Here is a 25,818-nt window from a genome sequence, read left to right on the forward strand (position 1 = left end):
CCTTTAGGTACGCAGTGGCTTGATTGCCATGCTGGTGTTCGGTGCCACGTCATTGCTTTGCGCGCTGGTGGCTGGGCGGCTGTTCCAATGCGGCAGCAACACCAGCGCGGAGAACAGTGCACAGCCGGCGAACACGATGAACACCGTGACGCCGTCGAAGTAACCCGGCAGCAGCCCGCCCAACACCGCCCCCACCGAACCGCAGCCATTGACGAAGCCGGCCGCGGTGGCGCCGGCCTTGGCGGTGCCGAAGTCGATGGCCGCCGCGCCGCTGATCATCGAGTCCGGCCCGTACAGGGTCAGGCCCATGACAAACAGCAAAGCCACCACCAGGATCACACTGCCGGTGTGCATGGCCGCCATGAACGCCGCCAGGGTCACGGTCAGCAGCACCAGGCTGATCACGCAGGCCGGCATGCGCCGGGCGCCGAACAGTTTGTCGGAGGCCAGGCCGATCATGATCGGGCCAAGCAGCCCGGCCAGCTCGAAGGCGGTCGGGATGATTGCCGCGCCCACCTTGCCCACCGAGGGCATCTGCTCGAAGACGATCACCGGGCCCCACAGCAGGATGGCGTAGCGCGCAGGCTTGAGCAGGAAGTACGCCAGGCCCAGGGTCAACACCGTGCGGTTGCGCATGATCTCCCTCAGTGGCGCCCACACACTGCACAGGTTGTCGGCGGGGGCCATGCTCTGCGGCTCGGGCTCCACCGCCGGCAGGCCGACGTCTTCAGGTTTGTTGCGCTGCAAGAAGAAGAACAGCACCGCCACCAGCGCCACCACGGCTGCGCTGGAGAAGAACGCCGCATGCCAGGTGCCGACCAGGGTATAGGCCCACCAGCCGGCGAATGGCGAGGCCACCAGGCCGCCGAAGGCATAGCAGGAACTCCACAGCCCCAGCACCCGCCCGCGCTGCGAGGCCGGGAAGAAGCTGCCGATGTTCTTGCATAACCCTGCCCAACCGGTGGACTGCGCCAGGCCCTGCACCAGCATGCAGGTGGCGAAGATCGGGAAGGTGGCGTAACTGCCCATCACCACCGCCGCCGCCGCAGAAATCAGCAACCCACCGAGTACCACCACGCGTGGGCCGAAGCGGTCGGCAAGCATGCCCCAGGTGAACTGGCCTACGGCATAGGCGGCCAGGTAGATGGCGTCGAGGTTGGCCATGGCGGCCTTGTCGAGCATGAAGCTTGGGTCTTCGGCGATGCCCAGCTTGGCCACCGAGAAGGCTTTGCGGGTGAAGTAGAAGGCGGCGTAGGCCAGCCAGGTGATAGCGAAAATCTGGATGCGCCAGCGTTTGAACGCGGCTAGGGATTGATTCATGTGAGTCTGACCTCTTGCTCAAGTGTGCCGGCAGAATGTGAAGAAACGCCTGTCTTGTTCTTGTGTTACGCACAGCGATGACAAAGCTGTCATCGGGTCAGATGGCACCGTGTGGGCACCATGGCCCTGGCGGCATTCGTGGTGCCAGCGTCGGGCTGACATGCATGGAAACAGTTGCGCTAAGATAAATAAAATCGATTTATCGTATTACACACATAAGCCCAGCTTGTTACTGAGGTCGTCATGTCGGTTTCCCACGCACAACTCAAGGCTTTCCACGCGGTGGCCGTACACGGCAGCTTTACCCGTGCAGCGGAAAAGCTGTTTCTTACCCAGCCTGCGGTATCGGACCAGGTGCGCAAACTGGAGGAGCGCTTCGGCGTTTTGCTGTTCCACCGCAACAAGCGCTCGGTACAGCTCACCGACCTGGGCGAGCGCCTGCTGGGCATCAGCCAGCGCCTGTTCGCCTGCGAGGCCGAAGCCCATGACCTGCTGCAGGACTCGCGCGCGCTGCACACCGGCAGCCTGGTGCTGGCGGTGGATGCGCCGGTGCACGTGCTGCCGCAGATCGCCCGGTTCTGCCAGCGTTACCCAGGTATTCAGGTGAAAATCGAGACCGGCAATACTGACGAATCGCTGGCCCGGTTGTTCAGCTACCAGGCCGACCTGGCCTTGCTGGGCCGGGATGTCGACGATGAGCGCCTGCATTGCCTACCGCTGCGCCGCGACCCGATGGTGGCGTTTGTTTCGCACAACCACCCATGGGCCAGCCGTGGGTCGATCAGCCTGGCTGACCTCGATGACATGCCACTTGTGCTGCGTGAGCCTGGTTCAGTGACGCGCCAGACACTGGAGGAAGAGATGCAACGGGCGGGGCTGCGGATTCGTCCGGCGATCCAGGTGGAGGGCCGGGAAGCGGCGCGTGAGGCGGTGGTGGTGGGGATTGGCGTGGGGGTGGTGTCGGCGGCGGAATTTGGCGCTGATGCGCGAGTGTGTGCGTTGCCGATTGTGGATTGTCAGCGGCATTTGACCGAGACGTTGGTGTGCTTGAGCGAGCAGCGCACACGACGCGTGGTGGCGACCTTCTTGCAGATGGTTGAAGAAGAGGCCAGTGCAGGCAACCCGACTATGCTGGGATAACCTCAGCCCACAAACCCACGCCCATGCTCTACCGCCTGGCCGCCGACACCCTGGTGCTGCTACACCTGGTCTTCATCCTGCTGGTGCTGTTCGGCGGTTTGCTGGTGCTCAGGTGGCGCCCTGCCCTGCTCATCCACCTGCCGGCCCTGGCCTGGGGCCTGGCGGTGGAATGCCTGCACCTGGGCTGCCCGCTCACCGGCTGGGAAAACCGCATGCGCAGTGCCGCCGGTGACGCAGGCTACCAAGGCGGTTTCGTCGAGCACTACATCTGGCCGCTGATCTACCCCACCGGGCTGACCCCGCACGTGCAACTGCTGTTGGGCAGCATCGTGCTGCTGCTCAACCTGTGCATCTACAGCTACGTGGCCTGGCGCTGGCGCCACCCTAGCGGGTAGCGATCACGAACAACCGCGGGAACGGCAACAGCACCTTGCCATCGGTGGCCGGCGGGTAGTCGCGCTGCAGGGCCTGCAGGTACATCTGCAGGAAGTCGACCTGCTCCTGCTCATCAAGCCTGGCCAGGTAAGGCCGCAATGCCGATCCCTTGAACCATTCCACCACCGCCTCGGCGCCGCCGGCCAACGGATGGTGATAGGTGGTACGCCACACGTCCACCCGCGCGCACAGCGGGCTCAGCAGGTCGTAGTAGAACGCCGCGCTGTGCCGTGGCGGCAGTTGGAAGTCAGCGAACTTGGCCGCCCAGGGGCCTTGGCTGGCGATTTCGCGCAACTGCCGGTGGGCCGGTTCGTCGAGATTATCTGGCGTCTGCACGGCCAGGCTGGCGCCTTCGCTCAACTGGCGCACCAGGTGCGGATACAGCGAGGCGTGGTCGGGCAGCCATTGCAGCGAGGCATTGGCCAGGATCAGGTCCTGCGGCTCGGGGGCCGTCCAGCCGGCAATGTCGGCGATGACCGTGCGTACCCGCGGGATGCACAGCCGCTTGCGCTCGCGAGCCTTGTCGATCATGTCTGGGTCGCTGTCCAGCGCTGTCACCTGAGCGTCGGGGTAACGCTGCAGCAGCACTTCGGTGGAGTTGCCAGGGCCGCAGCCCAGGTCGGTGGCGTGGCGCACCGGGCGTGACGGGATGGCGGCAAGCAGGTCGCGTACGGCGCGGGTGCGTTCGTCTTCGAACAGGGAATACTGGGTGGCGGACCAGGCCATGTGAAGCTCCTTGGGGCGGACAATGTGTTCAGCATATGCCATCTGTCGCCTGTGGCCACCCTCTAACGGTCCACACACTGCACCATCGCTCGCGGCATCTCGGCATTCCATTGCCGGGACGCAAGCGGTTCAACACCTAAGCGCTGGCAGACACCGGGCGTGGTGTACGCACGCCCCAAAGCCAATAGCCCAGGGATAGCAGGATCAACCAGCCTACCCCGACGTACATGGCCGTGCGGCTGGCTGGGAACCAACCAAGAACGCCAAAAATGAAGACCATGAAAGCAATCGCGCAAGCGGGCCCTACTGGCCACAGTGGCACTCGATAATCCAGTGCAGCAACCTCCTCCTTGCTCATGCCACGCCGCATGGCCACTTGCGACAGCAGAATCATCAACCAGACCCAGACAATGGAGAAGGTGACGACTGCGGCAAGCACCAGGAACAAGCCTTCTGGCACCAAGTAGTTCAATACCACGCCCAGTAGCAGTGCGACACCCATGACAGCAACCGTCATCCACGGCACGCCGAAACGCGACAGTGAGGCGAAGCCGGCAGGCGCCTGGCCGTTTTGCGCCATGCCGTACATCATGCGCCCGGCACTGAAAATGTCGCTATTGATCGCTGAAACAGCAGCGGAAATGACCACGATGTTCAACACGGTGGCCGCGGAACTGATGCCCAGGCCACTGAAGATCTGTACGAACGGGCTGCCGTGGCTGCCAATACCGGTCCAAGGGTAAATGGACATAAGTACCAACAGGGTGAGGATATAGAACAAGAGGATGCGCAACGGCACTGAATTGATCGCCTTTGGCAGCACGCGCTTTGGGTCCCTTGCTTCGCCTGCCGTGATGCCGATCATTTCGACCCCGCCAAAGGCGAACATGACGACAGTGAAGGAAGCAATCATCCCACCGATGCCATTGGGGAAGAACCCGCCGTGGCTCCACAGGTTCGAGATACCGGCAACCGTGCCCGCATCGTCATTCAACTGGATGCCCAGCAGCAGTACAGCCCCGCCTGCCACAATCATGGCAACGATAGCGGTCACCTTCAGCAACGACAGCCAAAACTCCATTTCGCCGAACACTTTCACGCTACACAGGTTCAGCGCCCCGATAAAGAAGACGATCCCGAGCACCCAGATCCAGGCGGGTGTTTCAGGGAACCACAGCCCCATGTAGACACCAAACGCGGTCACATCCGCCAGGCACACCACCAACATCGAGAACGCGTAGCTCCAACCCGTCAGAAAACCAAAGTAACGACCTAGATACTGGCTGGCATAGTGTCCGAACGAGCCAGATACCGGGTTATGAACCGCCATTTCGCCGAGGGCGCGCATCATCATGTAAATGGCTGCACCGCCTATGAGGTAGGCAAGTAAAACAGAAGGGCCTGCCAGTTTTATTGCCGATGCCGAACCGTAGAACAGCCCGGTGCCAATAGCGGAGCCTAACGCCATGAAACGAATATGTCGGGTAGACAGACCCCGCTTCAGCTGGTGTGAAGATTGAGCGTTCATAGATACCTTCTTGATTTTATTATCAGGTCCGCACAACGCACAGGTTGCGCGGTTTTATCAGGCACGCAGTATTTCAATCATCAAGCCCGTGGCCACAGCACCGGGAACAGTTCATGGTTCATCTTGGCGCCGCTGGCCAGTTGCGTTTCCAGCCCGGGAAACTGTGGCGACGTTTTCCACTGGCGCGGTGCATGAGTAATGTCGTCACCCAGGAAACGCACCGAGAAGGCACGACGCCGACGATTGCCCCCGACACCTCCAGAGGCATGCAAGGTCAGCATGTGGAAGAACACGGCATCGCCTGGGGAGAGTTCCCAGCCGAGAATGTTCCAGGCACTGCGATCGGCCTCGATGTCCGGCAAGTCAGCCAGGCTGCCTTCCGGGAACCATTGCGCCTGGCTGTCGAGAAAGCTGCGCGGCATCAGCCACGGCCCCAGGTGCGAGCCCCCCACGAATTCGAGGGTGGACTCCCTCGCAACAGGGTCGATTGGCATCCACATGCTGCAGTTCTGGCGCCCATCGATGTTGTAATAGGGCTGGTCCTGATGCCAGGGCGTCCGCTGGCGCGTATTAGGCTCCTTGACCAGCAGGTGATCGTGATAAAGCCGGGCTGTCTCGCTGTTCATGAGTTGAGCTGCAACACCCCCTACCCGGCTCTCGAAGATGAACTGACGATAGGCAGTGATATCGCCCCAATTACAGAAGTCTTCAAAGAACCAACCGGGGTCATCAGGACGACTCGCCACCTTGGCGCGCTCGCTTGGGGTTTTCAAGTTCTGTTCAATGCCGGATTCGAGCAGTGCAACTTCTTCCGGCGTAAACAAGTTACGCACGCAAACAGCACCGTCACGCTGAAAAGCCTCGATGGTTTCATCGCTCAGTTGGAATTCTGCGTATTGATTCATAAAGCACCCTTTAGTCTTTTTATTGGGGCAGGCGCACGCAAGTTTTCAAGAGAAATAAGCAAGGTGCACAGCGAGTATTGCTTTTTGGCACCAATAGGAAAAGAATATATTTCCTAATTTTGAGTATAGGAAAAAATGATAGGGTTCTCTTTAAGGCAGCTCGAGTACTTCGTGGCCGTGGCCGAACATGGCAGCATCAGCGCTGCAGCGAGAGCCCGGCACGTTTCACAGCCCTCGGTGTCGGTTGCCATTGCTCAGCTTGAAGAGGCGCTGAATGAGCGGCTGTTCCGGCGCCAGGTCAGCCGTGGGCTGGAGCTGACCTCAGCGGGCACGCGCTTGCTCGCCCAGGCACGCGATATCATTGGCATGGCCATCGCCATGAATCAAAAAGCGGATACGGTGCAAGGCTCACTTCGCGGCAACTTGTCGCTTATCTGCTTTCAAGACTTGGGCCCTTATTACGCGCCCAGGCTGCTGTCGAGCTTTCGCAAGCAGTATCCCGAAGTCGAGGTAACACTGTTCGAGACCGACCTGGCAGGCGTGCACCGCCATCTGAGCGCCGGTAAAGCCGAGCTTGCGCTTACCTATGACATAGGCCTCGATCCCTCGCTGCCGCGTCAGGTGTTGGCCGAATTGAAACCCTACGCGCTCATCGCCACTGACCATCGGCTCGCCCACCTGGCCGCGATACCGCTGCATGAACTGGCGCAAGAGTGTTTGATTCTTGAGGATATCGCGCAAACCCGCGAGTATTTCCTTTCACTGTTTTGGGCGCATAACCTGCAACCGCGTACACAGCAATATACCCAGACCTTCGAGATGCAACGTGGCCTGGTCGCCCATGGCTATGGGGTTGCGCTTTCATGCACCCGGCCTGCTGGGGATCACTGTTATGACGGCACACCGCTGTTGTGCCGGCCATTGCTGGAAGCCGTATCACCGCAAAAAGTGGTGCTGGCTCAATCAGGCATGATGCACCCCTCGCCGGTAGCGGAGGCGTTCAAAAGTTGGGTCGCTCGGGAAATAGCAGTCGGGGCCCCTGCGGGACCGAGCTCACCCTAAAGTTAGTTAAGCTATTGGGGCCGACTTAAATACGTGATCCTAGATTCAGGTCCATCGCCTGGGACATCAACATAGAACCTTCTCGCAAAGGCTCTGGTAAGCCGCTGTCACAAAATCCGCTTTTTCTGTACAAGCTCATCGCCGGGGAGTCTGCGATCGTCACACCTAACCTGACAGTTTGCGCCCCGCGACTTTCAGCCCAAGCAATAGCTTCTGCTAGCAGAGACCGGCCGACTCCGACCCCTCGCACGGCAGGTTCCACCCACATCTGGAAAATCTCGACGACTCCTGACGCCGCTTCTGAAGATTTACACCACACCAAACCACAAGGCTCTGCGTGCTGAAAAGCCAAAAACGCCTGTGCGTATTTCGAAGCTGCGACAGCCGAGATACGGGCCGCCCAATCGTCATCACTTCTGGTCACTTCAGAAGCGTAGGTACTTGCGAAGGCAGCGGGTGAGTCTTGCAGAGCCCTCAAGCGCATATCCCGATATAACGGCCAATCACGTGCAGCTATAGGGCGAACGAACACATTGCTAATTCCCACGTCTCTGCTCCTTTACCGGTCACGGCAAGCCGTGAAGCCAAAACTGCTTCATCGCAGAACGACTGCAAATGCAAATCAGCTTTGATCGGGTAGCATGTACTCAAACTTGTATGAGTGATGCCCGTCGGTGATCGTGATCACCATGCTACCTGTTAGCCCAGAAAGCGCGTCAGTGCCTGAGTCAGGTACGACGGTGATGGACTGAACGGGCGCCCCACGGCTCATGGTCGAACTGTGTTGAAGTACGAAACTACCGCTGCGACCGTGCAAGGTTCCCTGCACAGTTTCCATGGCAACGTAACCTGCAGAACCTGGAACGCTGCTGCGAAAGGACAACATCTCACCTTGACTGGTGGCGTCCAGGTCACCCTTGAACTGCTTGTCCAAAGACAATCGACCGAGGCCAGATTTCTCAGTAGCACGGCTCAAGGGTTGCGGATTCAGCGTGATGTCGAATGGCCCTACGGCGGTCTGTTGCATTGCAAATTCCTTTTTGACCCGGCTCCGTGCCGGTGCCTTGTAATACTCCATCCAAGCTCCAATTGCCATCATTCAGCCCTGTGTACGGCTGGATCTCATTATCCAAGCAACCATCAATTACCGTGGACAGGTCCAACGATGCGTGGCCGAAACGACACTCGCCCAGCTGGGCGAGCGGGATGCGCTGCTCGGTGAAGTTCTCGAGGCATTCCAAATTGGGGTATTCGGATTTCTGTGTGTAATCGGAGCCTATCCCTAAAGTAGTATTTCGAGTGGGAAGGCGCAGCAAGGCAAATCCACCCTATTGCGCAGGTGCTACGGAAACATTTGATTGGCATTTCGGGGTGGCGGCGGGGTTAGATGAATTCGCCCCTGAACAAAACGCTGAAGCCCAAAGCTGAAACGGCAAAAGTGTTATAAACCAATTTGCGGCGCTGCATCAGGCTCTTGTCAACCTGAGCTCACTCTCAAGGATGTGCTATGAACTACAACGAATTCACCAGTTACCTCGCAGACCGAATTGTGGCGATTCGCACCCGCGAGCTCGTACCTGGTACTCAAAGGCGGCGCGGGCGGTACTACGATGCAGCCTATGCCTCGGTGTTGGAGTGCCGGGCATTTTTCGACCGACTTTCTCTTGATGAAGGCCCTCATAACGACTACAACCCCACAAGCAAGGCCTCGGTCGAGGCCTATCGTGTGGCGTTGTACGCAGAATTGGCCGAAGAACTGGGTAATCGGGTGGCGGATGCTTGCGTGCAGGGCGACGTATCTTTCCTGGATTCTGTGCTCAGGTACCCGGTGCCTTACGGGGAGGGGGTGTCAGACCAGAGGTTTGCCCGAGTGGCTGCGGAGTATTTTTCCAATATTGTTTTTGAGCGCACCTGTGTCGGGTGTCGTGCAAAGTACAAGGTAGCGCTGAAGGCCCAGACCTACCGGATGGTTTCAAATCATCACCCGGAAACCTGCGCTGCCGTGCGAGTCGCTCCCGTACAAGCAGCTGAGCCAGAGGTCAAGGTGGCGGAAAAGAAGGGAACAGACCCTATCAAACGCTTGTTCGTCGATCTGAATCGACCTGTGATACCAGAAGAGATGCTCAAGCCAACACAAAAGCCCGCTTATAATTCCCCTGCGTATCGGGCCAATGCCAAAGCTGCCTTGCGGTTGTACGCAGAGTTTCTCAAGTTCTATGAGAACAACCCGTTCACGGAGAGTGATCCAGAGGAAAACCAGCGCCAAATGGAGCGCATGTATAACGTCGCTGTGCGCACGATATTCAACTTCGATCCAAACGCAAACAAGCAACAATGATCACGACATGAAAATAGTCACCGCGTCGGTGCGCAGTAATCGCGAGTTCGGCCAACCAGGCCGGTGGCAGTTCTTTTTGCCTGGGCATCTGATGGGCAGGCGTGGCAGAAACTACTGAACAGCAGGTGCCTGCCGCTTCCAATCCTTGGCCGCAGCGGCTACGTAACCCATCATCGATAGGGGCACTTTGAATACCGGATAGGCAAGCGTCTGCATCCTGATCATAGTGTCCAGCATCAGCGTGCCGCTGCCCTGCTCGCCAGCAGTGCCAGTCCAGGCCTGGTAAGTGGGGTGAGACGTCAGGCTGGTACTGATGAAAGTCCTGCCCAGCGCCAGTACCAACAGCACCACGGCTACAATGGCACATGCCTTGAACAAAGGGCTCCTGAAGCGCCAACCACTCTTCAACTGCACACCCAGCAACGCGCTCTTGGCGATATGCACCAGCGCCCCTAGCAACGACAAGGTCAGGGCGAACACCGGGGCAATCATGGCCTCGTAAGCCTCTTTTCCGTCGTCTGCCTGCGAACCTCCATCACGGTAGTCGTCGAGTTGATGGGTGTAATTGCGCAGGCCATCGTGTGTACGCCCGGCAAGCGCTCGATGGTAGAAACGCTGCTCGAACTGTTCGCGGGTAATTTCCGCCATCGGCAAATTGCCAATGTTGTCAGGGAACTCAAGCCCCTCGCGCCACAGCGCAAACCCCAGAAAGGAGCACATCCGTACTCCTACGCTGTAACCCCTCTCCCCTCTATCCACTGCCACGATATGGCGACCAAGTATGCTAAGCCCTGCCTACATGGGCGGGGTGGTCAAGCATTGAAAAAGGCCCCTCAGCAAGCAAAAATGGTAATAAGCCATCGCATTGATGCAGCCGCAAATAACAGGGGAAAATGGAATGACGTTGAAAGTTGCCATCGCGCTCAGCTGCCTCCTTGGCGTCTCGAGCACTGCTTTCGCCCGGCTGGATTTTCAGTATCAGGAGCTACCGCAGGATAGATCTAGCAGGGAATATGGCGCTCAAATTAAAGCCCTTGAGAAAGTGATGGAGGGTTACAAGTGGGCCGCTGACAATGGGGCTGGCTTCATTATTACTTCAATCCCGAACCCCATACCGAATGTCACCAGTGATCGAGCCGTCAACGGCTTGTACTTCGGAATGCAGCGATTTATTTATGACAAAGAGCAAGTTCGAGCTGCTCCATATGAGCTTTACGCGCGACAAAGCGGGCGCGTCGGGTACGTGGAGCTCTGGGACGATGAAAGCGCCGGGTCAATGCACGTGAAAATCATTGACGACAATACTCTTGAAGTTTTCAACGACGCAAAGGAGAGCGACGAAAAGGATCGCCTTATATACAAAAAAGTAGCGCGCTTTGAAAAGAACCCTCGAGAAGACAGGCTCGAAAGCGCAGAAGAGTCCGGCGTATTCCGCTAACGTCCCACTTTATTCGAGGCTACGCCTGTAGCCTCATCATTTCGAGCTCGGCGCAAACTATGTGCTGGCAGAACCTTCCTTTCATTTAAACATCTCCTCCTCCTTCAAAGTCAGCCGCTTTAGCGGCAAGGACGAAGTCATACTGAAGAAAAGTATCCGCTAGAGGTTCAGAGCGCTACCAGCGACACCTTCATCGCTATGAGCAAAGGCATCACGACCTTGCGGCGTTCATGGTCGAAGCCGGAAAGAAATACCCGGTTCGCTTCCATCAAGGTTCACGACCTGAAGCATACATTCGGACGTAGACTGAAAGCAGCAGCTGTGAGTTTGGAAGATCGGAAGTCGCTACTTGGCCACAAGAGCGGAAGCGTGACCCGTCATTACTCCGGAGCGGAGATTGGTCAGAAGATTGATGCAGCAAACAAGGTATTGGCCACCGACTCGCGCGGGCCGGTACTCACGATGCTGACCAGGAGGAAGGCATGAAAAACGGAGAAGTCACGCAAAAGTCACGCAAATGAAAAAGGCCAATGCTCGGAACATTGGCCTTTCCCATTGGGATTATTGGTCGGGACGGAGTGATTCGAACACTCGACCCCTTGCACCCCATGCAAGTGCGCTACCGGGCTGCGCTACGCCCCGACTCTATTCTCGATACTGCTGAGAACGATGAAGAATCTACCCTAACCTCCTGATAAATGAAAGCTTTTTCTCAAAGAATTTTCACTTACCAGCAAACAAGCTCATTTCTTCAACACTACCAACACATCCTCCAACTCAACAATCATCTGACGAATCAGTTGCTTGTATTGGCTGGATTCATCCTTAGCCTCATCACTGGAGAGCCTCAACCGGGCCCCGCCAATGGTGAACCCCTGGTCATAAAGCAGCGCACGAATCTGGCGGATCATCAGCACATCCTGGCGCTGGTAATACCGCCGGTTGCCCCGCCGCTTCACAGGGTTAAGCTGGTCGAACTCCTGCTCCCAATACCGCAGCACGTGCGGCTTAACCGCACAAAGCTCACTCACTTCACCAATGGTGAAGTAGCGCTTGCCCGGTATGGGGGGCAGTTCGTCGTTATGGCTTGGTTCCAGCATAGGCCTCAACCCGGGCCTTCAACTTCTGCCCTGGACGAAAGGTGACGACGCGCCGTGCAGTGATCGGGATCTCTTCCCCTGTCTTGGGGTTGCGGCCCGGCCGCTGGCGTTTGTCGCGAAGGTCGAAGTTGCCGAAACCGGACAGCTTCACCTGCTCGTTCTCTTCAAGTGCGTGCCGAATTTCTTCGAAAAACAGCTCGACCAATTCCTTGGCCTCACGCTTGTTAAGCCCCAGCTCCTCGTACAGCCTTTCGGCCATCTCAGCTTTCGTCAGAGCACCCATGCCGTTATTTCCTTAACGTGGTGTTCAACCTTTGTTCGAGCGAGGTGAGGATGTTTTGCAGGGTAGTGTTCACCTCATCGTCGTTAAGAGTGCGCGATGGATGCTGCCAGGTCAAGCCGACGGCAAGGCTTTTTCTATCAGGATCAATGCCTTTACCTTGGTAGACATCAAACAGCCTGAGGTCTGTGAGCCATTCGCCTGCATTGTCACGAATTAATTCAAGCACCGCGCTAGAAGCTACATCACGCCCTGCGATCAAGGCCAGGTCGCGACGGGTTTCCGGGAACTTGGACAGCTCGCTGAACTTCGGCAGGCGGCCTTCGACCACGTCGCCCAGCACCAGCTCGAACAGGAATACCGGGCGGTCCAGGTCCAGGGCCTTGGCCAGCTCTGGGTGGATGGCGCCGAGGTAGCCGACCAGTTTGCCGTCACGCTCGATGGCGGCGGTCTGGCCTGGGTGCAGGGCTGGGTGCTTGCCGGCGCTGAAGGTGAAGTCGCTCAGGGCACCGGAGTAGCCCAGCAGGGCTTCCACGTCGGCTTTGACGTCGAAGAAGTCGACGCCGTCGCGGCCGTTGGCCCAGCCTTCTGGCAGGCGGCTGCCAGTGATTACGCCGGCAATCATCGGCTGCTGCTGCAGGTCACCGAGCTGGCCGACAAAGCGCAGGCCGCTTTCGAACAGGCGCACGCGGTCTTGCTGGCGGTTCAGGTTGTGTTGCAGCGCCTTGACCAGGCCCGGCCACAGGGACGCGCGCATGGCGGCCATGTCGCTGGAGATGGGGTTGGCCAACAGCAGCGGCTCTACGCCCGGGCTGAACAGTTCGAACAGTTTCGGGTCGATGAAGCTGTAGGTGATGGCTTCCTGGTAGCCGCGGGCAACCAGCAGACGACGCAGGGTCGGCAGGTCACCGCGAGTCTCTGGCTTGCCCTGGGGGGCCAGGCGGGCTTGCGGGTAGCGAACCGGCAGGTTGTTGTAGCCGTACAGGCGGGCCAGTTCTTCGATCAGGTCGACTTCCAGGCTGATGTCGAAGCGATGGCTCGGGACGTTGACGGTCCACTGCCCTTCCCCGTTGCGAGTGGTGGTCAGTTCCAGGGCGTTGAGCAGTTGCTCGACCTGGGCTGGGTCCATTTCCATGCCGAGCATCTGGGTGATGCGTTCGGCGCGCAGGGTGACAGGGGCCACTTGCGGCAGGTGCTGTTCGCTGACGGCTTCGACGATCGGGCCGGCTTCGCCACCAACGATGTCCAGCAGCAGCTGAGTGGCGCGCTCCATGGCTTCGCGGGCCAGCTGCGAGTCGACGCCGCGTTCATAGCGGTGCGAGGCATCGGTGTGCAGGCCGTAGGAGCGGGCTTTACCGGCGACGGAAATCGGCTCGAAGAACGCGCTTTCCAGGAACAGGTCGCGGGTTTTTTCGGTATTCACACCGCTGTGCTCGCCACCCATGACGCCGGCGATGGCCAGGGCGCGGGTGTGGTCGGCGATCACCAGGGTATCGGCACGCAGGGCCACTTCCTGGCCGTCGAGCAGGACGAGCTTTTCGCCCTCTTCAGCCATGCGCACGCGGATGCCGCCGTTGATTTCCGCCAGGTCGAAGGCGTGCATCGGCTGGCCAAGTTCAAGCATCACGTAGTTGGTGATGTCGACGGCGGCGTCGATGCTGCGCACGTCGCTGCGGCGCAGGCGCTCGACCATCCACAGTGGGGTTGGCTTGCTGAGGTCGACGTTACGGATAACGCGGCCCAGGTAGCGTGGGCAGGCAGCCGGGGCACTGACTTCGACCGGGCGCACTTCGTCGTGGGCCGCCGCTACGGCTGGCACGACCGGACGAGTGACCGGGGTGTCGTACAGGGCGCTGACGTCGCGGGCCAAGCCCGCGATGGACAGGCAGTCGCCACGGTTGGGGGTCAGGCCGATTTCGATGCTGGCATCGTCCAGGCTCAGGTACTTGCGAATGTCTTCGCCAACCGGGGCGTCAGCCGCCAATTCCAGCAGGCCATCGTTCTCTTCGCTGATTTCCAGCTCGGCAGCCGAGCACAGCATGCCGAAAGACTCGACGCCGCGCAGCTTGGCCTTTTTGATCTTGAAGTCGCCAGACAGCTCGGCGCCGATCATGGCGAACGGGATTTTGATGCCTGGGCGGGCGTTAGGCGCGCCGCACACGACCTGGAAAGTTTCCTGGCCGTTGGTCACCTGACACACGCGCAGCTTGTCGGCGTCCGGGTGTTGTTCGGTGGCGAGGATTTCGCCCACGACGATGCCGCTGAACTGGCCGGCAGCGGGGGTAACGCTGTCGACTTCGAGGCCGGCCATGGACAGGCGGGCGACCAGTTCGTCACGGGAGACTTGCGGGTTTACCCAACCGCGCAGCCACTGTTCACTGAATTTCATGCTGTTCTCCTGAAAGTTGCGTCGGGCATTGACCTAGCGGAATTGCGCGAGGAAGCGCAGGTCGTTGTCGAAGAACAGACGCAAATCGTTGACGCCATAGCGCAGCATGGCCAGGCGCTCGGCGCCCATGCCGAAGGCGAAGCCCTGGAACTCTTCAGGGTCGATGCCGGACATGCGCAGCACGTTCGGGTGCACCATGCCGCAGCCCATCACTTCGAGCCAGCCGGTTTGCTTGCACACGCGGCAACCATTGCCGGAACACATCACGCACTGGATGTCGACTTCAGCGGACGGCTCGGTGAAGGGGAAGAACGATGGGCGGAAACGTACCGCCAGTTCTTTTTCGAAGAACACGCGCAGGAATTCTTCGATGGTGCCCTTGAGGTCGGCGAAGTTGATGTCGCGATCGATCAGCAGGCCTTCGACCTGGTGGAACATCGGCGAGTGGGTGATATCCGAGTCGCAGCGGTATACGCGGCCAGGGCAAACAATGCGGATTGGCGGCTGAGTGGACTCCATGGTCCGCACCTGCACCGGCGAAGTGTGGGTACGCAGCAGCATGTTGGCATTGAAGTAGAAGGTGTCGTGCATCGCCCGGGCCGGGTGGTGGCCAGGGATGTTGAGCGCTTCGAAGTTATGGTAGTCGTCTTCGACCTCTGGGCCTTCAGCGATGCCGTAGCCGATGTGGGTGAAGAACTGCTCGATGCGCTCGAGTGTACGGGTGATCGGGTGCAGGCCACCGGTGGCCTGGCCGCGGCCTGGCAGGGTAACGTCAATGCACTCGGCAGCCAGGCGAGCGCTGAGCTCGGCTTCTTCAAAGGCGGCCTTGCGGGCATTGAGCACAACGGTAACGCGCTCTTTGGCGTCGTTGATCAGCGCGCCAACTTTCGGCCGCTCTTCGGCTGGCAGGTTGCCCAGGGTCTTCATCACCTGGGTCAGCTCGCCCTTCTTGCCGAGATAATTAACCCGGATCTGTTCCAGGGCGTTGATGTCTTCAGCGCGTTCCACGGCCTCTAGGGCTTGGGAGACCAGCGCATCCAGGTTTTCCATGTACAGACTCCAGATACGAAAATAGGGGAAGAGCTTTGAAGGCTCTTCCCCTATCGATGACGTTCAATGCCCGACAGCGCTAGCGCCGCCGGGTGATTGTCGCGGGTACTTAAGCCAGAACGGCTTTAGCTTTCTCGACAATCGCAGCAAACGCCGCTTTTTCGTTCACTGCCAGATCAGCCAGAACCTTACGGTCGATTTCGATCGAAGCCTTTTTCAGGCCAGCAATCAGACGGCTGTAGGACAGACCGTTGGTGCGGGCACCGGCGTTGATACGAGCGATCCACAGTGCGCGGAACTGACGCTTCTTCTGGCGACGGTCGCGGTAGGCGTATTGGCCTGCCTTGATGACCGCTTGCTTGGCTACACGGAATACGCGCGAACGTGCACCGTAGTAACCTTTAGCCAGTTTCAGAATTTTTTTGTGACGCTTACGAGCGATAACGCCGCGCTTAACACGAGCCATGAGTAACTTCCTCTATCTTAACCAGAATTAACGAACGCGCAGCATGCGCTCGACTTTTGCTACGTCGGACGGGTGCAGCAAGCTGGCACCGCGCAGTTGACGCTTACGCTTGGTCGACATTTTGGTCAGGATGTGGCTCTTGAAAGCGTGCTTGTGCTTGAAGCCCGAAGCTGTCTTCAGGAAGCGCTTCGCAGCACCGCTTTTGGTTTTCATTTTTGGCATGTTGGAACTCCGCATTCGATAAAATTACACATAATCATCAGGCCTGCCGTGCCCGGGAGATTACTTCTTTTTCTTGGGGGCGATGACCATCATAAGCTGGCGTCCTTCCATCTTAGGATGCTGCTCAACGGTGCCGTATTCGGCGAGGTCGGCTTCGACCCGCTTCAACAGCTCCATGCCCAGCTCCTGGTGGGCCATCTCACGACCACGGAATCTCAGAGAGATCTTGGCCTTGTCCCCATCGGTAAGGAAACGTACCAGGTTGCGTAGTTTTACCTGGTAATCCCCATCCTCCGTCCCTGGACGAAACTTGATTTCTTTGATCTGGATCTGCTTCTGGTTTTTCTTGGCTTCGTTAGCCTGCTTCTTCTTCTCGAAGAGGTGCTTGCCGTAGTCCATGACCTTGCAGACCGGTGGTACCGCGTCTGCAGAAATTTCTACCAGATCCAGCTTCGCTTCATCAGCGATACGCAGCGCTTCATCAATCGAGACGATGCCAACCTGCTCGCCGTCTGCGCCAATTAACCGAACCTCGCGGGCCGAGATATTCTCGTTGATCGGGGCCTTCGGTACAGCACGCTTATCGTTTCTCATTTCACGCTTAATAGTCATTACTCCGATTCTTGGCGACCACGCCGGGAAACCGCTTGTGTCAGCAACTCAGCGAATTGGGCGACGGGCATGGAGCCCAGGTCTGCGCCTTCGCGAGTACGCACAGCGACGGTTTGCGTTTCGACTTCGCGGTCCCCTATAACCAAAAGGTACGGGACCTTGAGCAAAGTATGCTCGCGGATTTTAAAGCCGATCTTCTCATTTCTCAAGTCCGACTTGGCACGGAAACCGCTACCGTTCAGAGATTTCTCTACCTCGAGGGCGAAATCGGCCTGCTTGTCGGTGATATTCATGATCACCGCCTGGGTCGGGGCCAGCCACGCCGGGAATACGCCAGCGTAGTGTTCGATCAGCATGCCGATGAAGCGTTCGAACGAACCGAGAATGGCGCGGTGCAGCATGACCGGGCGAACACGGCTGTTATCTTCGGCGATATAGCTGGCATCCAGGCGTTCTGGCAGGTTCGGGTCGTACTGCAGGGTACCGCACTGCCAGTTACGGCCGAGGCAGTCGCGCAGGGTGAACTCGATTTTCGGGCCGTAGAAGGCGCCCTCGCCTGGCTGGTATTCCCACTCAAGGCCCGATTCGTTCAGGGCGTCGGCCAGCGCCGTTTCGGCACGGTCCCACAACTCTTCAGAACCTACACGCTTGGCCGGACGGGTGGACAGCTTCATGGCGATGTCGCTGAAGCCGAAGTCCTTGTACACGTCCAGGGTCAGCTTGATGAAGTCGGCAGCTTCTTTCTTCACCTGCTCTTCGGTGCAGAAGATGTGCGCGTCGTCCTGTACGAAGCCACGCACGCGCATGATGCCGTGCAGGGCGCCAGACGGCTCGTTACGGTGGCAGGCACCGAACTCGGCCAGGCGCAGCGGCAGGTCACGGTAGCTTTTCAGGCCCTGGTTGAACACCTGCACGTGGCACGGGCAGTTCATCGGTTTTACCGCGTAGTCACGGCTTTCCGACGACGTGGTGAACATGTTCTCGGCGTAGTTGGACCAGTGGCCGGAGCGCTCCCAGAGGATACGGTCGACAACTTGCGGGGTCTTGATTTCCTGGTAGCCGTTTTCACGCTGCACGCCACGCATGTACTGCTCGAGTACCTGGTAGACGGTCCAGCCGTTGGCGTGCCAGAACACCATGCCTGGGGCCTCTTCCTGCAGGTGGAACAGGTCGAGCTGCTTGCCGATCTTGCGGTGGTCGCGCTTTTCGGCTTCTTCGATGCGCTGGATGTAAGCGGCCAACTGCTTCTTGTCAGCCCAGGCGGTGCCATACACGCGCTGCAGCTGCTCGTTCTTGGCATCGCCGCGCCAGTACGCGCCGGACAGCTTGGTCAGCTTGAATGCCTTGAGGAAGCGAGTGTTCGGCACGTGCGGGCCACGGCACATGTCGACGTATTCTTCGTGGTAGTACAGGCCCATGGCCTGCTCATCCGGCATGTCTTCGACCAGGCGCAGCTTGTAGTCTTCGCCACGGGCCTTGAACACATCGATCACTTCGGCACGCGGGGTCATCTTCTTGACCACGTCGTAGTCTTTCTCGATCAGCTCCATCATGCGCTTTTCGATAGCGGCCATGTCTTCAGGGGTGAAGGGGCGCTCGTAGGCGATGTCGTAATAGAAGCCTTCGTCGATCACCGGGCCGATCACCATCTTGGCGGTCGGGTACAGCTGCTTCACGGCGTGGCCAACCAAGTGGGCGCACGAGTGACGGATGATCTCCAGTCCCTCTTCATCTTTAGGGGTAATGATCTGCAGGGTGGCGTCGTTGCTGATCAGGTCGCAAGCATCGACCAGTTTGCCGTCGACCTTGCCGGCCACGGTAGCCTTGGCAAGGCCCGCGCCGATGGAAGCGGCTACGTCGGCTACGGATACGGCGTGATCAAACGAACGTTGACTGCCATCGGGAAGAGTAATAACGGGCATGGCGCCTCCTCTCCTAGTGGTGACCCCTACCAAAGGTCACGTGGGTTGGGATGAGCCAGTACAAGATCCGACCTGCCTTTCTTTAAAGAAAGCCTGCCTCACAGTGGCAGAAGCCTTTCGACTTGTCAGGGACGAACCAGAGTGACTGGAAAGAAAAAAGATAGCTGTAGCCGGCAACAACGCGACCACAAGCCGAGCATGCTAGCACGCGGGTTGCACCCCAGGCAGAAATATTTGGAAATTGCACCGCAGCGGTGAACTATCAGGAAAAAATGCCTATCAGACCTTGGGAAGCAACCTACTCTTGATGAGACCTTAACCCAAGGAGTAACTGGTTATGCGAGTTCCGTCTCTTCTGGCCCTGGCGGCCGCTGGCGCCCTGCTGCTGCCCGTGGCTGCGAACGCCGGCAACTTCCCACCTGGGAAGGAGGCCGGCTACATGACCCAGTGCACGCAGGTGGCCAGCGGCCAGGGTGTTGACGCTGCCACTGCGAAAAAGCACTGCGACTGTGGCGCGCAAGCCATCAAAAAGAATTTTACCGATGCCGAGATTGCCGACCTGGACAGCCAGGATGGCGTGGACGCCAAGCTGATGCAGAAGGCCCAGACGGTCGTTCAGCAGGCTTGTAAACCGAAAAGCTGAAACCTTAAAGCCAAGGTTGGCGAGCGATTCTTTGCCTTGAATCAACATCCGATGAAGGTAAAAGGCGCTACATCCGCAGAATTAGACTATGATGTCATCTGTGCCAGACAGCTCAGGCGTCTATGGCACTTCGAAAAATTTCAAGTTTCTGGAGATTCATCCCATGTCCAATCGCCAAACCGGCACCGTCAAATGGTTCAATGATGAGAAAGGCTTCGGCTTCATCACCCCACAAGGCGGCGGCGACGACCTGTTCGTTCACTTCAAGGCCATCGAATCTGACGGCTTCAAGAGCCTGAAAGAAGGCCAAACTGTTTCCTTCGTCGCCGAGCGCGGTCAGAAGGGCATGCAGGCTGCACAGGTTCGTCCGGAGTAATTCGGAAGCTGTAAAAAAACCCGCCCTTATGGCGGGTTTTTTTATGGGCGTTTGCATGGGCTGAGTGAAATGGCCTATGCGGGCACGCCATGTTTCGGGGGCCTGATGGCCCCTCAGCCCTGCATCAACCGCAGTTGACGCGGGTCACGTTGCCCTGCTCGTCCACATTCAGGTTCAAGCGCTCGGAGCGGTACTCCAGGGTAACCACGTCGTGCGGTTTGAGAATACGCGCCATTTGCGAGCCGCTGGCCTTGCGCGCCTGCTCCAACAATTCGGCGCTGGCTGGCTTGCCAATGGCAAAGTCAGCGCCGCTGGCTTCGCAACGGCCGTCGTTGCCTGCTGGCGTGGCCGGCGCAGCACCACCACCAGCGTTGTCACCAGTGCTGCAACCAGCCAGGACAGCAGCCACCGCCAGGGTTGCCAGGTAAGCACGGGTACGGAACATGAAGCCTCCTAAATCGGTCTGGGAACTGCCTGATCCGACAGCTCCACTCATCATTTGTTGCAAAACCGGCCAAGTCTGCCTGAACTGCAGCAGCGAGGCGAAAAGCAATCGTGACCGGATTTTGCACAACCCACTGCGTTTGCCATATGCTTAGCTCGCACGATCACTGGCGCAAAGCCATGATTTGCTGCAAGAAGTGGAGCGCATCCCGCCTCCATCGAACACCAGGGTCAGGTGTTCCCCTTCGTTCCGGGCCCCAAGCGAGAGCTTTTCATGAGCACCCACAGCATCGATGCCGATATCAAGGTCAAATGGGCCGAGGGCCAGAGCGCGTACAGCCCCGGCACACCAGAGGAGCTGCTGTTGATTGGCATCGACCTGCTGGTGCGCGATCGCGGCGCTGAAGCCGCGCGCGGCTTCATCGAGCAAGTGCTTGAGCGTTACGCGCCGCACCCGGTTATTCCAATCGTACCAACCGGGCGCTGAGCAGATCGAACAGCCCCTGGGCATCGCCCTGCTCCACCCACAGCACATTCGCCGGCTGCTTGAGCACGCCGTACCAGTCGGCAATCGTCTGGCCAAACGTTGGGCCTTCGCGGCTGTCGACGCTCATGTGAATGCGCCGGCCACTGAAAAGCTCGGGCTTTAACAGGTAGGCGATGACGCTGGCGTCGTGCACCGGGCCGCCGGGCATGCCGTACAGGTCCATGTCGTGCGTGATGTAGGCATTGAGGATATCTACCACGCGTTTGCTGGCCTGGTTATTCACGGCGGCCAGTTGCTTCAGGCGGGCGTCGCTGGTCAGCAGCTTGTGGGTGACATCCAGCGGCAAGTAGGTCAGTTGCACGCCGCTGGCCAACACCACTTCGGCGGCGTGTGGGTCGGCGTAAAGGTTGAACTCCGCCGCCGGGGTGATGTTGCCGCCGTTGAAATGGGCACCGCCCATGACGACCACCTCTTTGATGCCCTTGACGATGTCTGGGCGCTGAATCAACGCCAGGGCCAGGTTGGTCTGCGGGCCGAGCATGGCCACGGTGATGCTGTGGGGTGTGGCCGCGCCGAGGGTGTCGATCAGGTACTGCACGGCATTGCCCTGGGCCTGGGGCTTTTTCGGCTCGTGCACCGGTACGCCAGTGAGGCCTTCTTCGCCGTGTACGTCGGCAGCATAGATAGGTGTGCGCACCAACGGGCGACCGGCACCGGCGTAGACGGGGATATCTTCGCGCCCCGCCCATTCGCGAGCCAGGCGCGCGTTGCGCGAGGTTTTTTCCAGACGCACGTTGCCAGCCACTGTAGTGATGGCGCGGATGTTGAGTTCGTCGGGTGAGGCCATGGCCAGAAACAGCGCGACCACATCATCGGCGCCAGGGTCAGTGTCGATGATCAGGTCGATAGGGGCGGCCTGAAGGGTGGAAGCAGTGGCCATGAAGGCGATTCCTTGTAGCAGGGGTTTGAGCATGGGTGGCACTCCTGTTGCCTGGGTGGCGGTTTCCGGGGCCGCTTTGCCCCCCGCCCTTAGAAGGTGACGCCGGATATGAGGGCGATGTTGCTGTAGGGCTGGCATTCACCTGTGCGCACCACTGCACGGGCACTGCGCGAAAGCACTTTGAAATTCTCATGGCTCAGCCATTCGCGCTTGCCCAGCTTGCCCTTCAGTCGCTCGATTTCGACCAGCGCTGGTGGCACGACTTTCTGCATTTCTTCAGCCAGCACGTGCCGCTCTACCTGCAATTCGCTCAGCACTGCCCGCAACACGCTGGCGAAATCCGGCAACCCTGGGGTAACGGCCAGGTCGATCATCTCCACGCCCGGCGGCACCGGCAGCCCGGCATCACCAATCACTAGAATGTCACCATGCCCCATGCCGGCAATAACCCGCGACAGGGCAACGTTCAGCAATGGGGTTTTCTTCATGGTGTCAGCTCCGCCAGGTAAGGAATCGACGGCTGGGCACCGGCACGGGTGACCGACAATGCGGCGGCACGCTGGCCAAACACAATAGCCTCGCCCTCCTCCAGCCCCCGCACCAGCCCGGCCGCAAAGCCACCGACAAAGGTATCGCCGGCAGCGGTGGTATCCAACGGTTGCACCACCGACGCCGGATAGTGCTGGTGGCCTTGAGCAGTAATCCGCAAGGCCCCTTGCGCACCCAGGGTGATGATCACTTTCCCCGCCCCCAGTTGCAGCAGCCGCTCGCCAGCGCGCCGGGCGCTTTCCTGGTCGGTCACCGCCATGCCGGTCAACGCTTCGGCCTCGCTTTCGTTAGGGGTGAGGTAATCGATATGCGCAAACCAGTCCGCCGGCAAGGGACCGGTAGCAGGTGCTGGGTTCAGGATTACCTGCTTACCCAGCTCATGCCCTCTGGCCAGGGTCCAGGCCACGGTTTCGGCCGGCACTTCCAGTTGGCAAATGATCACTTCAGCCGCCTGCAACAGCGCATCGAAACGCTGCACCGACCGTGGCGTAAGCAGGCCGTTGGCGCCGGGAATGATAACGATACAGTTCTGGCTGGCGGCATCCACGGTGATCAGTGCGACACCACTGGAAACCCCTGGGCACGTGCTTACGCCCTGGCAGTCGATACCCTCGACGTACAATGCCCGGTGCAGTTGCCGACCATAATCGTCGTCCCCCACATTGCCGATCATCGCCACGCTACCGCCCAACCGTGCCACTGCCACGGCCTGATTAGCGCCCTTGCCGCCCGGCACGGTGAAAAAGCTTTCGCCGGGGAGTGTTTCGCCGGCCCTGGGCAGGCGCTGCGCGCGGGCCACCAGGTCCATATTGAGGCTGCCGACCACCACAACCTTGGCATTCATGACATTTCCTTAGCGTTAGCGGTAATCATTGAACAGGTCCGGGCGTGGCCCGGTGGACTCACGCAAGACGATGCGCGGGGCAATGATGCGTTGCTCTGCCGCGCCTTGCCGGGGTGTACCGATACGCGTCAGCAACAGTGAAGCGGCACTTTCGCCCAGCTCGCGAATCGACTGGCCCACCGTGGTCAACGGCGGGTAGACGTAGCGGCTGAGCTCGATGTCGTCGAAGCCGATCACCGACAGTTCGCCGGGTACGCTGATATTGCGTTCGGCTGCAGCGCGCAGCACGCCGAAACCAATCATGTCATTGCCGGCAAAAATTGCCGTGGGCCGCTTGCCCTCCAGCACCTGCGTTGCCGCCGCATGGCCACCTGGGCTGGTGAAGTCGCAGTGCAGCACACGGTTGCCCAGCAGGGGCGCACCGGCTTCGATCATGGCGCGGCGAAAGCCGCACAGGCGCAGCTGAGTAACCCCGGTTTCGGCAGGGCCGCCGATGTAGGCGATGTCGCGATGGCCAAGCTCCAGCAGGTGCTGGGTGGCCAGGTACGCGCCATGCTCGTGGTCGATACGCACCAGGTCGGCATCGACGCCCTCCAGCTCACGGTCGACGATGACCATGGGCGTGCGTACACAGGCCAGGCTTTGCAGCAGGTCGCTGTCCTGGCCCACCGAGGCTACCACCAGGCCGTCGATGCGTTTTTCCAGCAGCACGCGCAGGTAACTGCGCTGCTTCTGCGGGTTGTCGTCGGAGTTGCACAGGATCACACAATAGCCGTTGCGTTCGCAGGCGTCTTCGATACCCCGCGCCAGCTCGGCGAAGTACGGGTTGACGCTGTTGGGCACCAGCAGGCCGATGGTGGCCGTGCTACGCGCCCTGAGTGAGCGGGCCACCGCACTGGGCACATAATCCAGTTCGATAATGGCGGCTTCCACTTTCAACCGCACCTGTTCGCTGACGGGTCGGGTCTTGTTCAGTACATGGGACACGGTGGTGTAAGAAATACCCGCCAGCGCCGCGACATCTTTGATGGTTGCCATGTTGTCAGTTCCGCCGGGCTGCACGCCGGCTACGGTAAGTGTCGAGCACCACGGCGATGACGATCACCGCCCCGGTGATGATGCGTTTGGTTGGTTCGCTGGCGCCGATCTGCGCCAGCCCGGCGGCCAGTACGGAAATGATCAGTACGCCAAAGAAGGTGCTGATAACCGAGCCACGCCCGCCCATCAGGCTGGTGCCGCCGATCACTACAGCGGCAATCACCTGCAGTTCCAGGCCGGAGCCAGCATTGGGGTCGGCGGCTTCCAGCCGCGAGATCTGGAACAGCGCGGCCAGGCCGGCGAGCAGGCCCATCAAGGCGAACACCAACACTTTGTAGGGGCGCGGGTCGATACCGGCGAGGCGTACGGCTTCTTCGTTGGTGCCAATGCCAATCAGGTAGCGGCCGAATACCGTACGGGTCAGCACCAGCTGGGCCAACACGATTACCAGCAAGGCAATGATGAACGCTGGCGAAATACCAAAGGCGACCGGGTTGGAGAACCAGGCATAGGCATCGCCAATATAGGCGGTGCGCGAGTCGGTGAACTGGTAGGCCAGACCACGGGCCATTTCCAGCACGCCGAGCGAGACAATGAATGACGGGATACGCCAGGCCACGGTGACGCACCCGGTAATGCTACCGGCCAGCGCGGCCACGGCCATGCCCAGCATCGCCGAGGGCAGCACGCCCCAGCCCCAGCCGAGAATCGCCACGCTCACCGTGGAGGCAGCCAGCGCCAGCACCGAGCCCACCGACAGGTCGATACCGCCGATGATCAGCACGAAGGTCATGCCCACCGCCAGTACCATCAGGTCCGGGATCTGGTTGGCCAGGGTGCTGAAGGTGCTGTAAGACCAAAAGTGGCTGCTGAGGAATGAGAACAACACGATCATCGCCAGCAAGGCGCCAGCCAAGCCCAAGTAAGTGGCCAAGCCAAAGTACGTGCCACTGCGGCGCACGGGAGCGGCGCCTTGGCTGTCTAGCGGGGTGGTTTTCATGCATTCTTCCTGGGTGCTGCATCGTGCAGCAGTGCGTCACGTTTCTGATATCCGGCAAAGGCGGCGGCCAACAGCTGATCCTGAGTCCAATGCTCACGCTCGAAGGTGTCGATCAGGCGGCCGGCGGACAGCACAGCGATGCGGTCGCAAATCAGCATCAGCTCGCGCAGGTCGCTGGACACCACCACCAGGGCCTTGCCCTGGCGCGCCAGTTCGGCCAGCAGGCCATAGATGTCGAACTTGGCGCCCACATCGATGCCACGGGTAGGTTCGTCGAACAGCAGCACCTGGCAATCGCGCTCCAGCCAGCGGCCGATCACCACCTTCTGCTGGTTGCCGCCAGACAGCTCGCCCACTACCTGCTGCGCGCCGGCACTGCGAATGCGCATGGCCTGGATCTGGCGTTCGGCCAGGGCTTGCTCTGCCTGGCCATCGAGCACGCCGGCCCGCGATACCGCGCCCAGGTTACCCAGGGCGATGTTGGCGCTGATCGACTGCGTCAGCAGCAGGCCCTCGCCTTTGCGGTCTTCGGTAATCAGCGCGATACCCGCCCGCACGGCGGCC

At 59.6% G+C, this 25,818-nt stretch carries 30 protein-coding genes, 1 tRNA gene and 1 pseudogene; 9 read left to right on the plus strand and 23 right to left on the minus strand.

Annotated features, from left to right (window positions below; all coding sequences use genetic code 11):
- Positions 1-3: 3 nt before the first annotated feature.
- Positions 4-1,320, minus strand: coding sequence for an MFS transporter (locus tag APH42_RS17940; protein WP_060493914.1), 1,317 nt, complete (start codon positions 1,318-1,320; stop codon positions 4-6).
- Positions 1,321-1,563: 243 nt separating this feature from the next.
- Here APH42_RS17940 and APH42_RS17945 point away from each other — a divergent pair, with 243 nt between their 5' ends.
- Both APH42_RS17945 and APH42_RS17950 read left to right on the plus strand, forming a co-directional pair.
- Positions 1,564-2,460, plus strand: coding sequence for a LysR substrate-binding domain-containing protein (locus tag APH42_RS17945; RefSeq protein ID WP_012272990.1), 897 nt, complete (start codon positions 1,564-1,566; stop codon positions 2,458-2,460).
- Positions 2,461-2,483: 23 nt separating this feature from the next.
- A complete protein-coding gene (locus APH42_RS17950; RefSeq protein WP_060493915.1) occupies positions 2,484-2,855 on the plus strand; it encodes a DUF2784 domain-containing protein in 372 nt (123 codons plus the stop codon).
- Here APH42_RS17950 and tam read toward each other — a convergent pair.
- The 3 genes from tam to APH42_RS17965 form a co-directional block, all read right to left on the minus strand.
- On the minus strand, positions 2,845-3,621 hold the full coding sequence (gene tam / locus APH42_RS17955; protein ID WP_012272992.1) for a trans-aconitate 2-methyltransferase: 777 nt from the start codon (positions 3,619-3,621) through the stop codon (positions 2,845-2,847). The genes APH42_RS17950 and tam overlap by 11 nt on opposite strands.
- 136 nt (positions 3,622-3,757) lie before the next feature.
- Positions 3,758-5,149 (minus strand): amino acid permease, encoded by a 1,392-nt coding sequence (locus APH42_RS17960; RefSeq protein ID WP_012272993.1) that lies wholly within the window; start codon positions 5,147-5,149, stop codon positions 3,758-3,760.
- 80 nt (positions 5,150-5,229) lie between these two features.
- Positions 5,230-6,054 (minus strand): phytanoyl-CoA dioxygenase family protein, encoded by an 825-nt coding sequence (locus APH42_RS17965; RefSeq protein ID WP_012272994.1) that lies wholly within the window; start codon positions 6,052-6,054, stop codon positions 5,230-5,232.
- A 135-nt stretch (positions 6,055-6,189) separates the two neighbouring features.
- Between APH42_RS17965 and APH42_RS17970 the strand changes: the two genes are divergently transcribed.
- Complete coding sequence (locus tag APH42_RS17970) at positions 6,190-7,116, plus strand: LysR family transcriptional regulator (protein WP_060493916.1); 927 nt, start codon at positions 6,190-6,192, stop codon at positions 7,114-7,116.
- Between the two features lie 25 nt (positions 7,117-7,141).
- Here APH42_RS17970 and APH42_RS29290 read toward each other — a convergent pair whose 3' ends face one another.
- Complete coding sequence (locus tag APH42_RS29290; RefSeq protein WP_082421421.1) at positions 7,142-7,600, minus strand: GNAT family N-acetyltransferase; 459 nt, start codon at positions 7,598-7,600, stop codon at positions 7,142-7,144.
- A 138-nt stretch (positions 7,601-7,738) separates the two neighbouring features.
- Positions 7,739-8,143, minus strand: a complete 405-nt coding sequence (locus APH42_RS17975) for a DUF3224 domain-containing protein (RefSeq protein WP_041166743.1) — start codon at positions 8,141-8,143, stop codon at positions 7,739-7,741.
- A 480-nt stretch (positions 8,144-8,623) separates the two neighbouring features.
- Here APH42_RS17975 and APH42_RS17980 point away from each other — a divergent pair, with 480 nt between their 5' ends.
- Entirely contained in the window at positions 8,624-9,454 is an 831-nt protein-coding gene (locus tag APH42_RS17980) for a hypothetical protein (protein WP_060493917.1), read from the plus strand.
- A 111-nt stretch (positions 9,455-9,565) separates the two neighbouring features.
- Here the strand turns inward: APH42_RS17980 and APH42_RS17985 are convergent, their stop codons facing one another.
- Entirely contained in the window at positions 9,566-10,174 is a 609-nt protein-coding gene (locus APH42_RS17985) for a hypothetical protein (protein ID WP_060493918.1), read from the minus strand.
- Between the two features lie 178 nt (positions 10,175-10,352).
- On the opposite strand from APH42_RS17985, the gene APH42_RS17990 reads away from it, so the two are divergent.
- Together APH42_RS17990 and APH42_RS30505 are read left to right on the plus strand one after the other, a co-directional pair.
- Entirely contained in the window at positions 10,353-10,892 is a 540-nt protein-coding gene (locus APH42_RS17990) for a hypothetical protein (RefSeq protein WP_060493919.1), read from the plus strand.
- A gap of 258 nt (positions 10,893-11,150) precedes the next feature.
- A pseudogene (locus tag APH42_RS30505) lies at positions 11,151-11,378 on the plus strand (integrase); the annotation flags it as partial.
- Positions 11,379-11,457: 79 nt separating this feature from the next.
- Here the strand turns inward: APH42_RS30505 and APH42_RS17995 are convergent.
- The 9 genes from APH42_RS17995 to thrS all read right to left on the minus strand — a co-directional run bounded on the left by APH42_RS17995 (position 11,458) and on the right by thrS (position 18,933).
- Positions 11,458-11,534: transfer RNA gene (locus tag APH42_RS17995), tRNA-Pro, on the minus strand.
- Positions 11,535-11,635: 101 nt separating this feature from the next.
- Positions 11,636-11,992, minus strand: a complete 357-nt coding sequence (locus APH42_RS18000) for a MerR family transcriptional regulator (protein WP_003250681.1) — start codon at positions 11,990-11,992, stop codon at positions 11,636-11,638.
- Entirely contained in the window at positions 11,973-12,275 is a 303-nt protein-coding gene (gene ihfA / locus APH42_RS18005; RefSeq protein WP_003250679.1) for an integration host factor subunit alpha, read from the minus strand. The genes APH42_RS18000 and ihfA overlap by 20 nt, the downstream gene beginning before the upstream one ends.
- A 4-nt stretch (positions 12,276-12,279) precedes the next feature.
- Positions 12,280-14,661, minus strand: a complete 2,382-nt coding sequence (gene pheT / locus APH42_RS18010; protein ID WP_012273092.1) for a phenylalanine--tRNA ligase subunit beta — start codon at positions 14,659-14,661, stop codon at positions 12,280-12,282.
- Between the two features lie 33 nt (positions 14,662-14,694).
- Positions 14,695-15,711, minus strand: a complete 1,017-nt coding sequence (gene pheS / locus APH42_RS18015; RefSeq protein WP_003250674.1) for a phenylalanine--tRNA ligase subunit alpha — start codon at positions 15,709-15,711, stop codon at positions 14,695-14,697.
- A 109-nt stretch (positions 15,712-15,820) separates the two neighbouring features.
- Positions 15,821-16,177 (minus strand): 50S ribosomal protein L20, encoded by a 357-nt coding sequence (gene rplT / locus APH42_RS18020; RefSeq protein ID WP_003250671.1) that lies wholly within the window; start codon positions 16,175-16,177, stop codon positions 15,821-15,823.
- A 27-nt stretch (positions 16,178-16,204) separates the two neighbouring features.
- A complete protein-coding gene (gene rpmI / locus APH42_RS18025; RefSeq protein ID WP_003250667.1) occupies positions 16,205-16,399 on the minus strand; it encodes a 50S ribosomal protein L35 in 195 nt (64 codons plus the stop codon).
- Positions 16,400-16,459: 60 nt separating this feature from the next.
- Entirely contained in the window at positions 16,460-17,011 is a 552-nt protein-coding gene (infC, locus tag APH42_RS18030; RefSeq protein WP_012052879.1) for a translation initiation factor IF-3, read from the minus strand.
- Positions 17,011-18,933, minus strand: coding sequence for a threonine--tRNA ligase (thrS, locus tag APH42_RS18035; protein WP_012273093.1), 1,923 nt, complete (start codon positions 18,931-18,933; stop codon positions 17,011-17,013). The genes infC and thrS overlap by 1 nt, the downstream gene beginning before the upstream one ends.
- A 337-nt stretch (positions 18,934-19,270) precedes the next feature.
- On the opposite strand from thrS, the gene APH42_RS18040 reads away from it, so the two are divergent.
- Complete coding sequence (locus tag APH42_RS18040) at positions 19,271-19,576, plus strand: hypothetical protein (protein ID WP_012273094.1); 306 nt, start codon at positions 19,271-19,273, stop codon at positions 19,574-19,576.
- A gap of 163 nt (positions 19,577-19,739) precedes the next feature.
- Entirely contained in the window at positions 19,740-19,952 is a 213-nt protein-coding gene (locus tag APH42_RS18045; protein ID WP_012273095.1) for a cold-shock protein, read from the plus strand.
- A 124-nt stretch (positions 19,953-20,076) separates the two neighbouring features.
- On the opposite strand, the gene APH42_RS18050 is transcribed toward APH42_RS18045, so the two are convergent.
- Positions 20,077-20,397, minus strand: coding sequence for an I78 family peptidase inhibitor (locus APH42_RS18050; protein ID WP_060493920.1), 321 nt, complete (start codon positions 20,395-20,397; stop codon positions 20,077-20,079).
- Between the two features lie 273 nt (positions 20,398-20,670).
- On the opposite strand from APH42_RS18050, the gene APH42_RS18055 reads away from it, so the two are divergent.
- On the plus strand, positions 20,671-20,883 hold the full coding sequence (locus tag APH42_RS18055) for a hypothetical protein (protein WP_060493921.1): 213 nt from the start codon (positions 20,671-20,673) through the stop codon (positions 20,881-20,883).
- On the opposite strand, the gene APH42_RS18060 is transcribed toward APH42_RS18055, so the two are convergent.
- From APH42_RS18060 to APH42_RS18085, 6 genes are all read right to left on the minus strand, one after another.
- On the minus strand, positions 20,855-21,856 hold the full coding sequence (locus APH42_RS18060; protein WP_060493922.1) for a nucleoside hydrolase: 1,002 nt from the start codon (positions 21,854-21,856) through the stop codon (positions 20,855-20,857). The two genes, APH42_RS18055 and APH42_RS18060, sit on opposite strands and share 29 nt — an antisense overlap.
- Positions 21,857-21,912: 56 nt before the next feature.
- Positions 21,913-22,311 carry a D-ribose pyranase gene (gene rbsD, locus APH42_RS18065; RefSeq protein ID WP_012273099.1) on the minus strand — a complete coding sequence of 133 codons (399 nt, stop codon included), beginning with the start codon at positions 22,309-22,311 and terminating at the stop codon, positions 21,913-21,915.
- Positions 22,308-23,216, minus strand: a complete 909-nt coding sequence (gene rbsK / locus APH42_RS18070; protein WP_012273100.1) for a ribokinase — start codon at positions 23,214-23,216, stop codon at positions 22,308-22,310. Before rbsK ends, rbsD begins: the two co-directional genes overlap by 4 nt.
- Before the next feature lie 15 nt (positions 23,217-23,231).
- Positions 23,232-24,254 carry a LacI family DNA-binding transcriptional regulator gene (locus APH42_RS18075; protein ID WP_060493923.1) on the minus strand — a complete coding sequence of 341 codons (1,023 nt, stop codon included), beginning with the start codon at positions 24,252-24,254 and terminating at the stop codon, positions 23,232-23,234.
- A 4-nt stretch (positions 24,255-24,258) separates the two neighbouring features.
- Positions 24,259-25,254: an ABC transporter permease gene (locus APH42_RS18080; protein ID WP_060493924.1), complete on the minus strand. Its 996-nt coding sequence runs from the start codon at positions 25,252-25,254 to the stop codon at positions 24,259-24,261.
- A partial coding sequence (locus tag APH42_RS18085; RefSeq protein WP_156352822.1) for an ATP-binding cassette domain-containing protein occupies positions 25,251-25,818 on the minus strand: 568 nt, incomplete at its 5' end. The genes APH42_RS18085 and APH42_RS18080, both read right to left, overlap by 4 nt.

The organism is Pseudomonas sp. NBRC 111140, from assembly GCF_001320885.1.
Taxonomy (GTDB): domain Bacteria; phylum Pseudomonadota; class Gammaproteobacteria; order Pseudomonadales; family Pseudomonadaceae; genus Aquipseudomonas; species Aquipseudomonas putida_P.

Bases quoted from the DNA above. Each gene is read 5' to 3' on its own strand.
- pheT (WP_012273092.1), bottom strand. From the start codon at position 14,661: ATGAAATTCAGTGAACAGTGGCTGCGCGGTTGGGTAAACCCGCAAGTC.
- APH42_RS17990 (WP_060493919.1), top strand. From the start codon at position 10,353: ATGACGTTGAAAGTTGCCATCGCGCTCAGCTGCCTCCTTGGCGTCTCG.
- APH42_RS17965 (WP_012272994.1), bottom strand. From the start codon at position 6,054: ATGAATCAATACGCAGAATTCCAACTGAGCGATGAAACCATCGAGGCT.
- APH42_RS18060 (WP_060493922.1), bottom strand. From the start codon at position 21,856: ATGCTCAAACCCCTGCTACAAGGAATCGCCTTCATGGCCACTGCTTCC.
- thrS (WP_012273093.1), bottom strand. From the start codon at position 18,933: ATGCCCGTTATTACTCTTCCCGATGGCAGTCAACGTTCGTTTGATCAC.
- rbsK (WP_012273100.1), bottom strand. From the start codon at position 23,216: ATGAATGCCAAGGTTGTGGTGGTCGGCAGCCTCAATATGGACCTGGTG.
- APH42_RS17980 (WP_060493917.1), top strand. From the start codon at position 8,624: ATGAACTACAACGAATTCACCAGTTACCTCGCAGACCGAATTGTGGCG.
- APH42_RS17970 (WP_060493916.1), top strand. From the start codon at position 6,190: ATGATAGGGTTCTCTTTAAGGCAGCTCGAGTACTTCGTGGCCGTGGCC.
- APH42_RS18080 (WP_060493924.1), bottom strand. From the start codon at position 25,254: ATGAAAACCACCCCGCTAGACAGCCAAGGCGCCGCTCCCGTGCGCCGC.
- infC (WP_012052879.1), bottom strand. From the start codon at position 17,011: ATGACTATTAAGCGTGAAATGAGAAACGATAAGCGTGCTGTACCGAAG.
- APH42_RS17950 (WP_060493915.1), top strand. From the start codon at position 2,484: ATGCTCTACCGCCTGGCCGCCGACACCCTGGTGCTGCTACACCTGGTC.
- pheS (WP_003250674.1), bottom strand. From the start codon at position 15,711: ATGGAAAACCTGGATGCGCTGGTCTCCCAAGCCCTAGAGGCCGTGGAA.
- APH42_RS17975 (WP_041166743.1), bottom strand. From the start codon at position 8,143: ATGCAACAGACCGCCGTAGGGCCATTCGACATCACGCTGAATCCGCAA.
- APH42_RS18045 (WP_012273095.1), top strand. From the start codon at position 19,740: ATGTCCAATCGCCAAACCGGCACCGTCAAATGGTTCAATGATGAGAAA.
- rplT (WP_003250671.1), bottom strand. From the start codon at position 16,177: ATGGCTCGTGTTAAGCGCGGCGTTATCGCTCGTAAGCGTCACAAAAAA.
- rpmI (WP_003250667.1), bottom strand. From the start codon at position 16,399: ATGCCAAAAATGAAAACCAAAAGCGGTGCTGCGAAGCGCTTCCTGAAG.
- APH42_RS18040 (WP_012273094.1), top strand. From the start codon at position 19,271: ATGCGAGTTCCGTCTCTTCTGGCCCTGGCGGCCGCTGGCGCCCTGCTG.
- APH42_RS17985 (WP_060493918.1), bottom strand. From the start codon at position 10,174: ATGTGCTCCTTTCTGGGGTTTGCGCTGTGGCGCGAGGGGCTTGAGTTC.
- APH42_RS17960 (WP_012272993.1), bottom strand. From the start codon at position 5,149: ATGAACGCTCAATCTTCACACCAGCTGAAGCGGGGTCTGTCTACCCGA.
- APH42_RS18000 (WP_003250681.1), bottom strand. From the start codon at position 11,992: ATGCTGGAACCAAGCCATAACGACGAACTGCCCCCCATACCGGGCAAG.
- tam (WP_012272992.1), bottom strand. From the start codon at position 3,621: ATGGCCTGGTCCGCCACCCAGTATTCCCTGTTCGAAGACGAACGCACC.
- APH42_RS18075 (WP_060493923.1), bottom strand. From the start codon at position 24,254: ATGGCAACCATCAAAGATGTCGCGGCGCTGGCGGGTATTTCTTACACC.
- APH42_RS29290 (WP_082421421.1), bottom strand. From the start codon at position 7,600: ATGCGCTTGAGGGCTCTGCAAGACTCACCCGCTGCCTTCGCAAGTACC.
- APH42_RS17940 (WP_060493914.1), bottom strand. From the start codon at position 1,320: ATGAATCAATCCCTAGCCGCGTTCAAACGCTGGCGCATCCAGATTTTC.
- APH42_RS18050 (WP_060493920.1), bottom strand. From the start codon at position 20,397: ATGTTCCGTACCCGTGCTTACCTGGCAACCCTGGCGGTGGCTGCTGTC.
- APH42_RS17945 (WP_012272990.1), top strand. From the start codon at position 1,564: ATGTCGGTTTCCCACGCACAACTCAAGGCTTTCCACGCGGTGGCCGTA.
- rbsD (WP_012273099.1), bottom strand. From the start codon at position 22,311: ATGAAGAAAACCCCATTGCTGAACGTTGCCCTGTCGCGGGTTATTGCC.
- ihfA (WP_003250679.1), bottom strand. From the start codon at position 12,275: ATGGGTGCTCTGACGAAAGCTGAGATGGCCGAAAGGCTGTACGAGGAG.
- APH42_RS18055 (WP_060493921.1), top strand. From the start codon at position 20,671: ATGAGCACCCACAGCATCGATGCCGATATCAAGGTCAAATGGGCCGAG.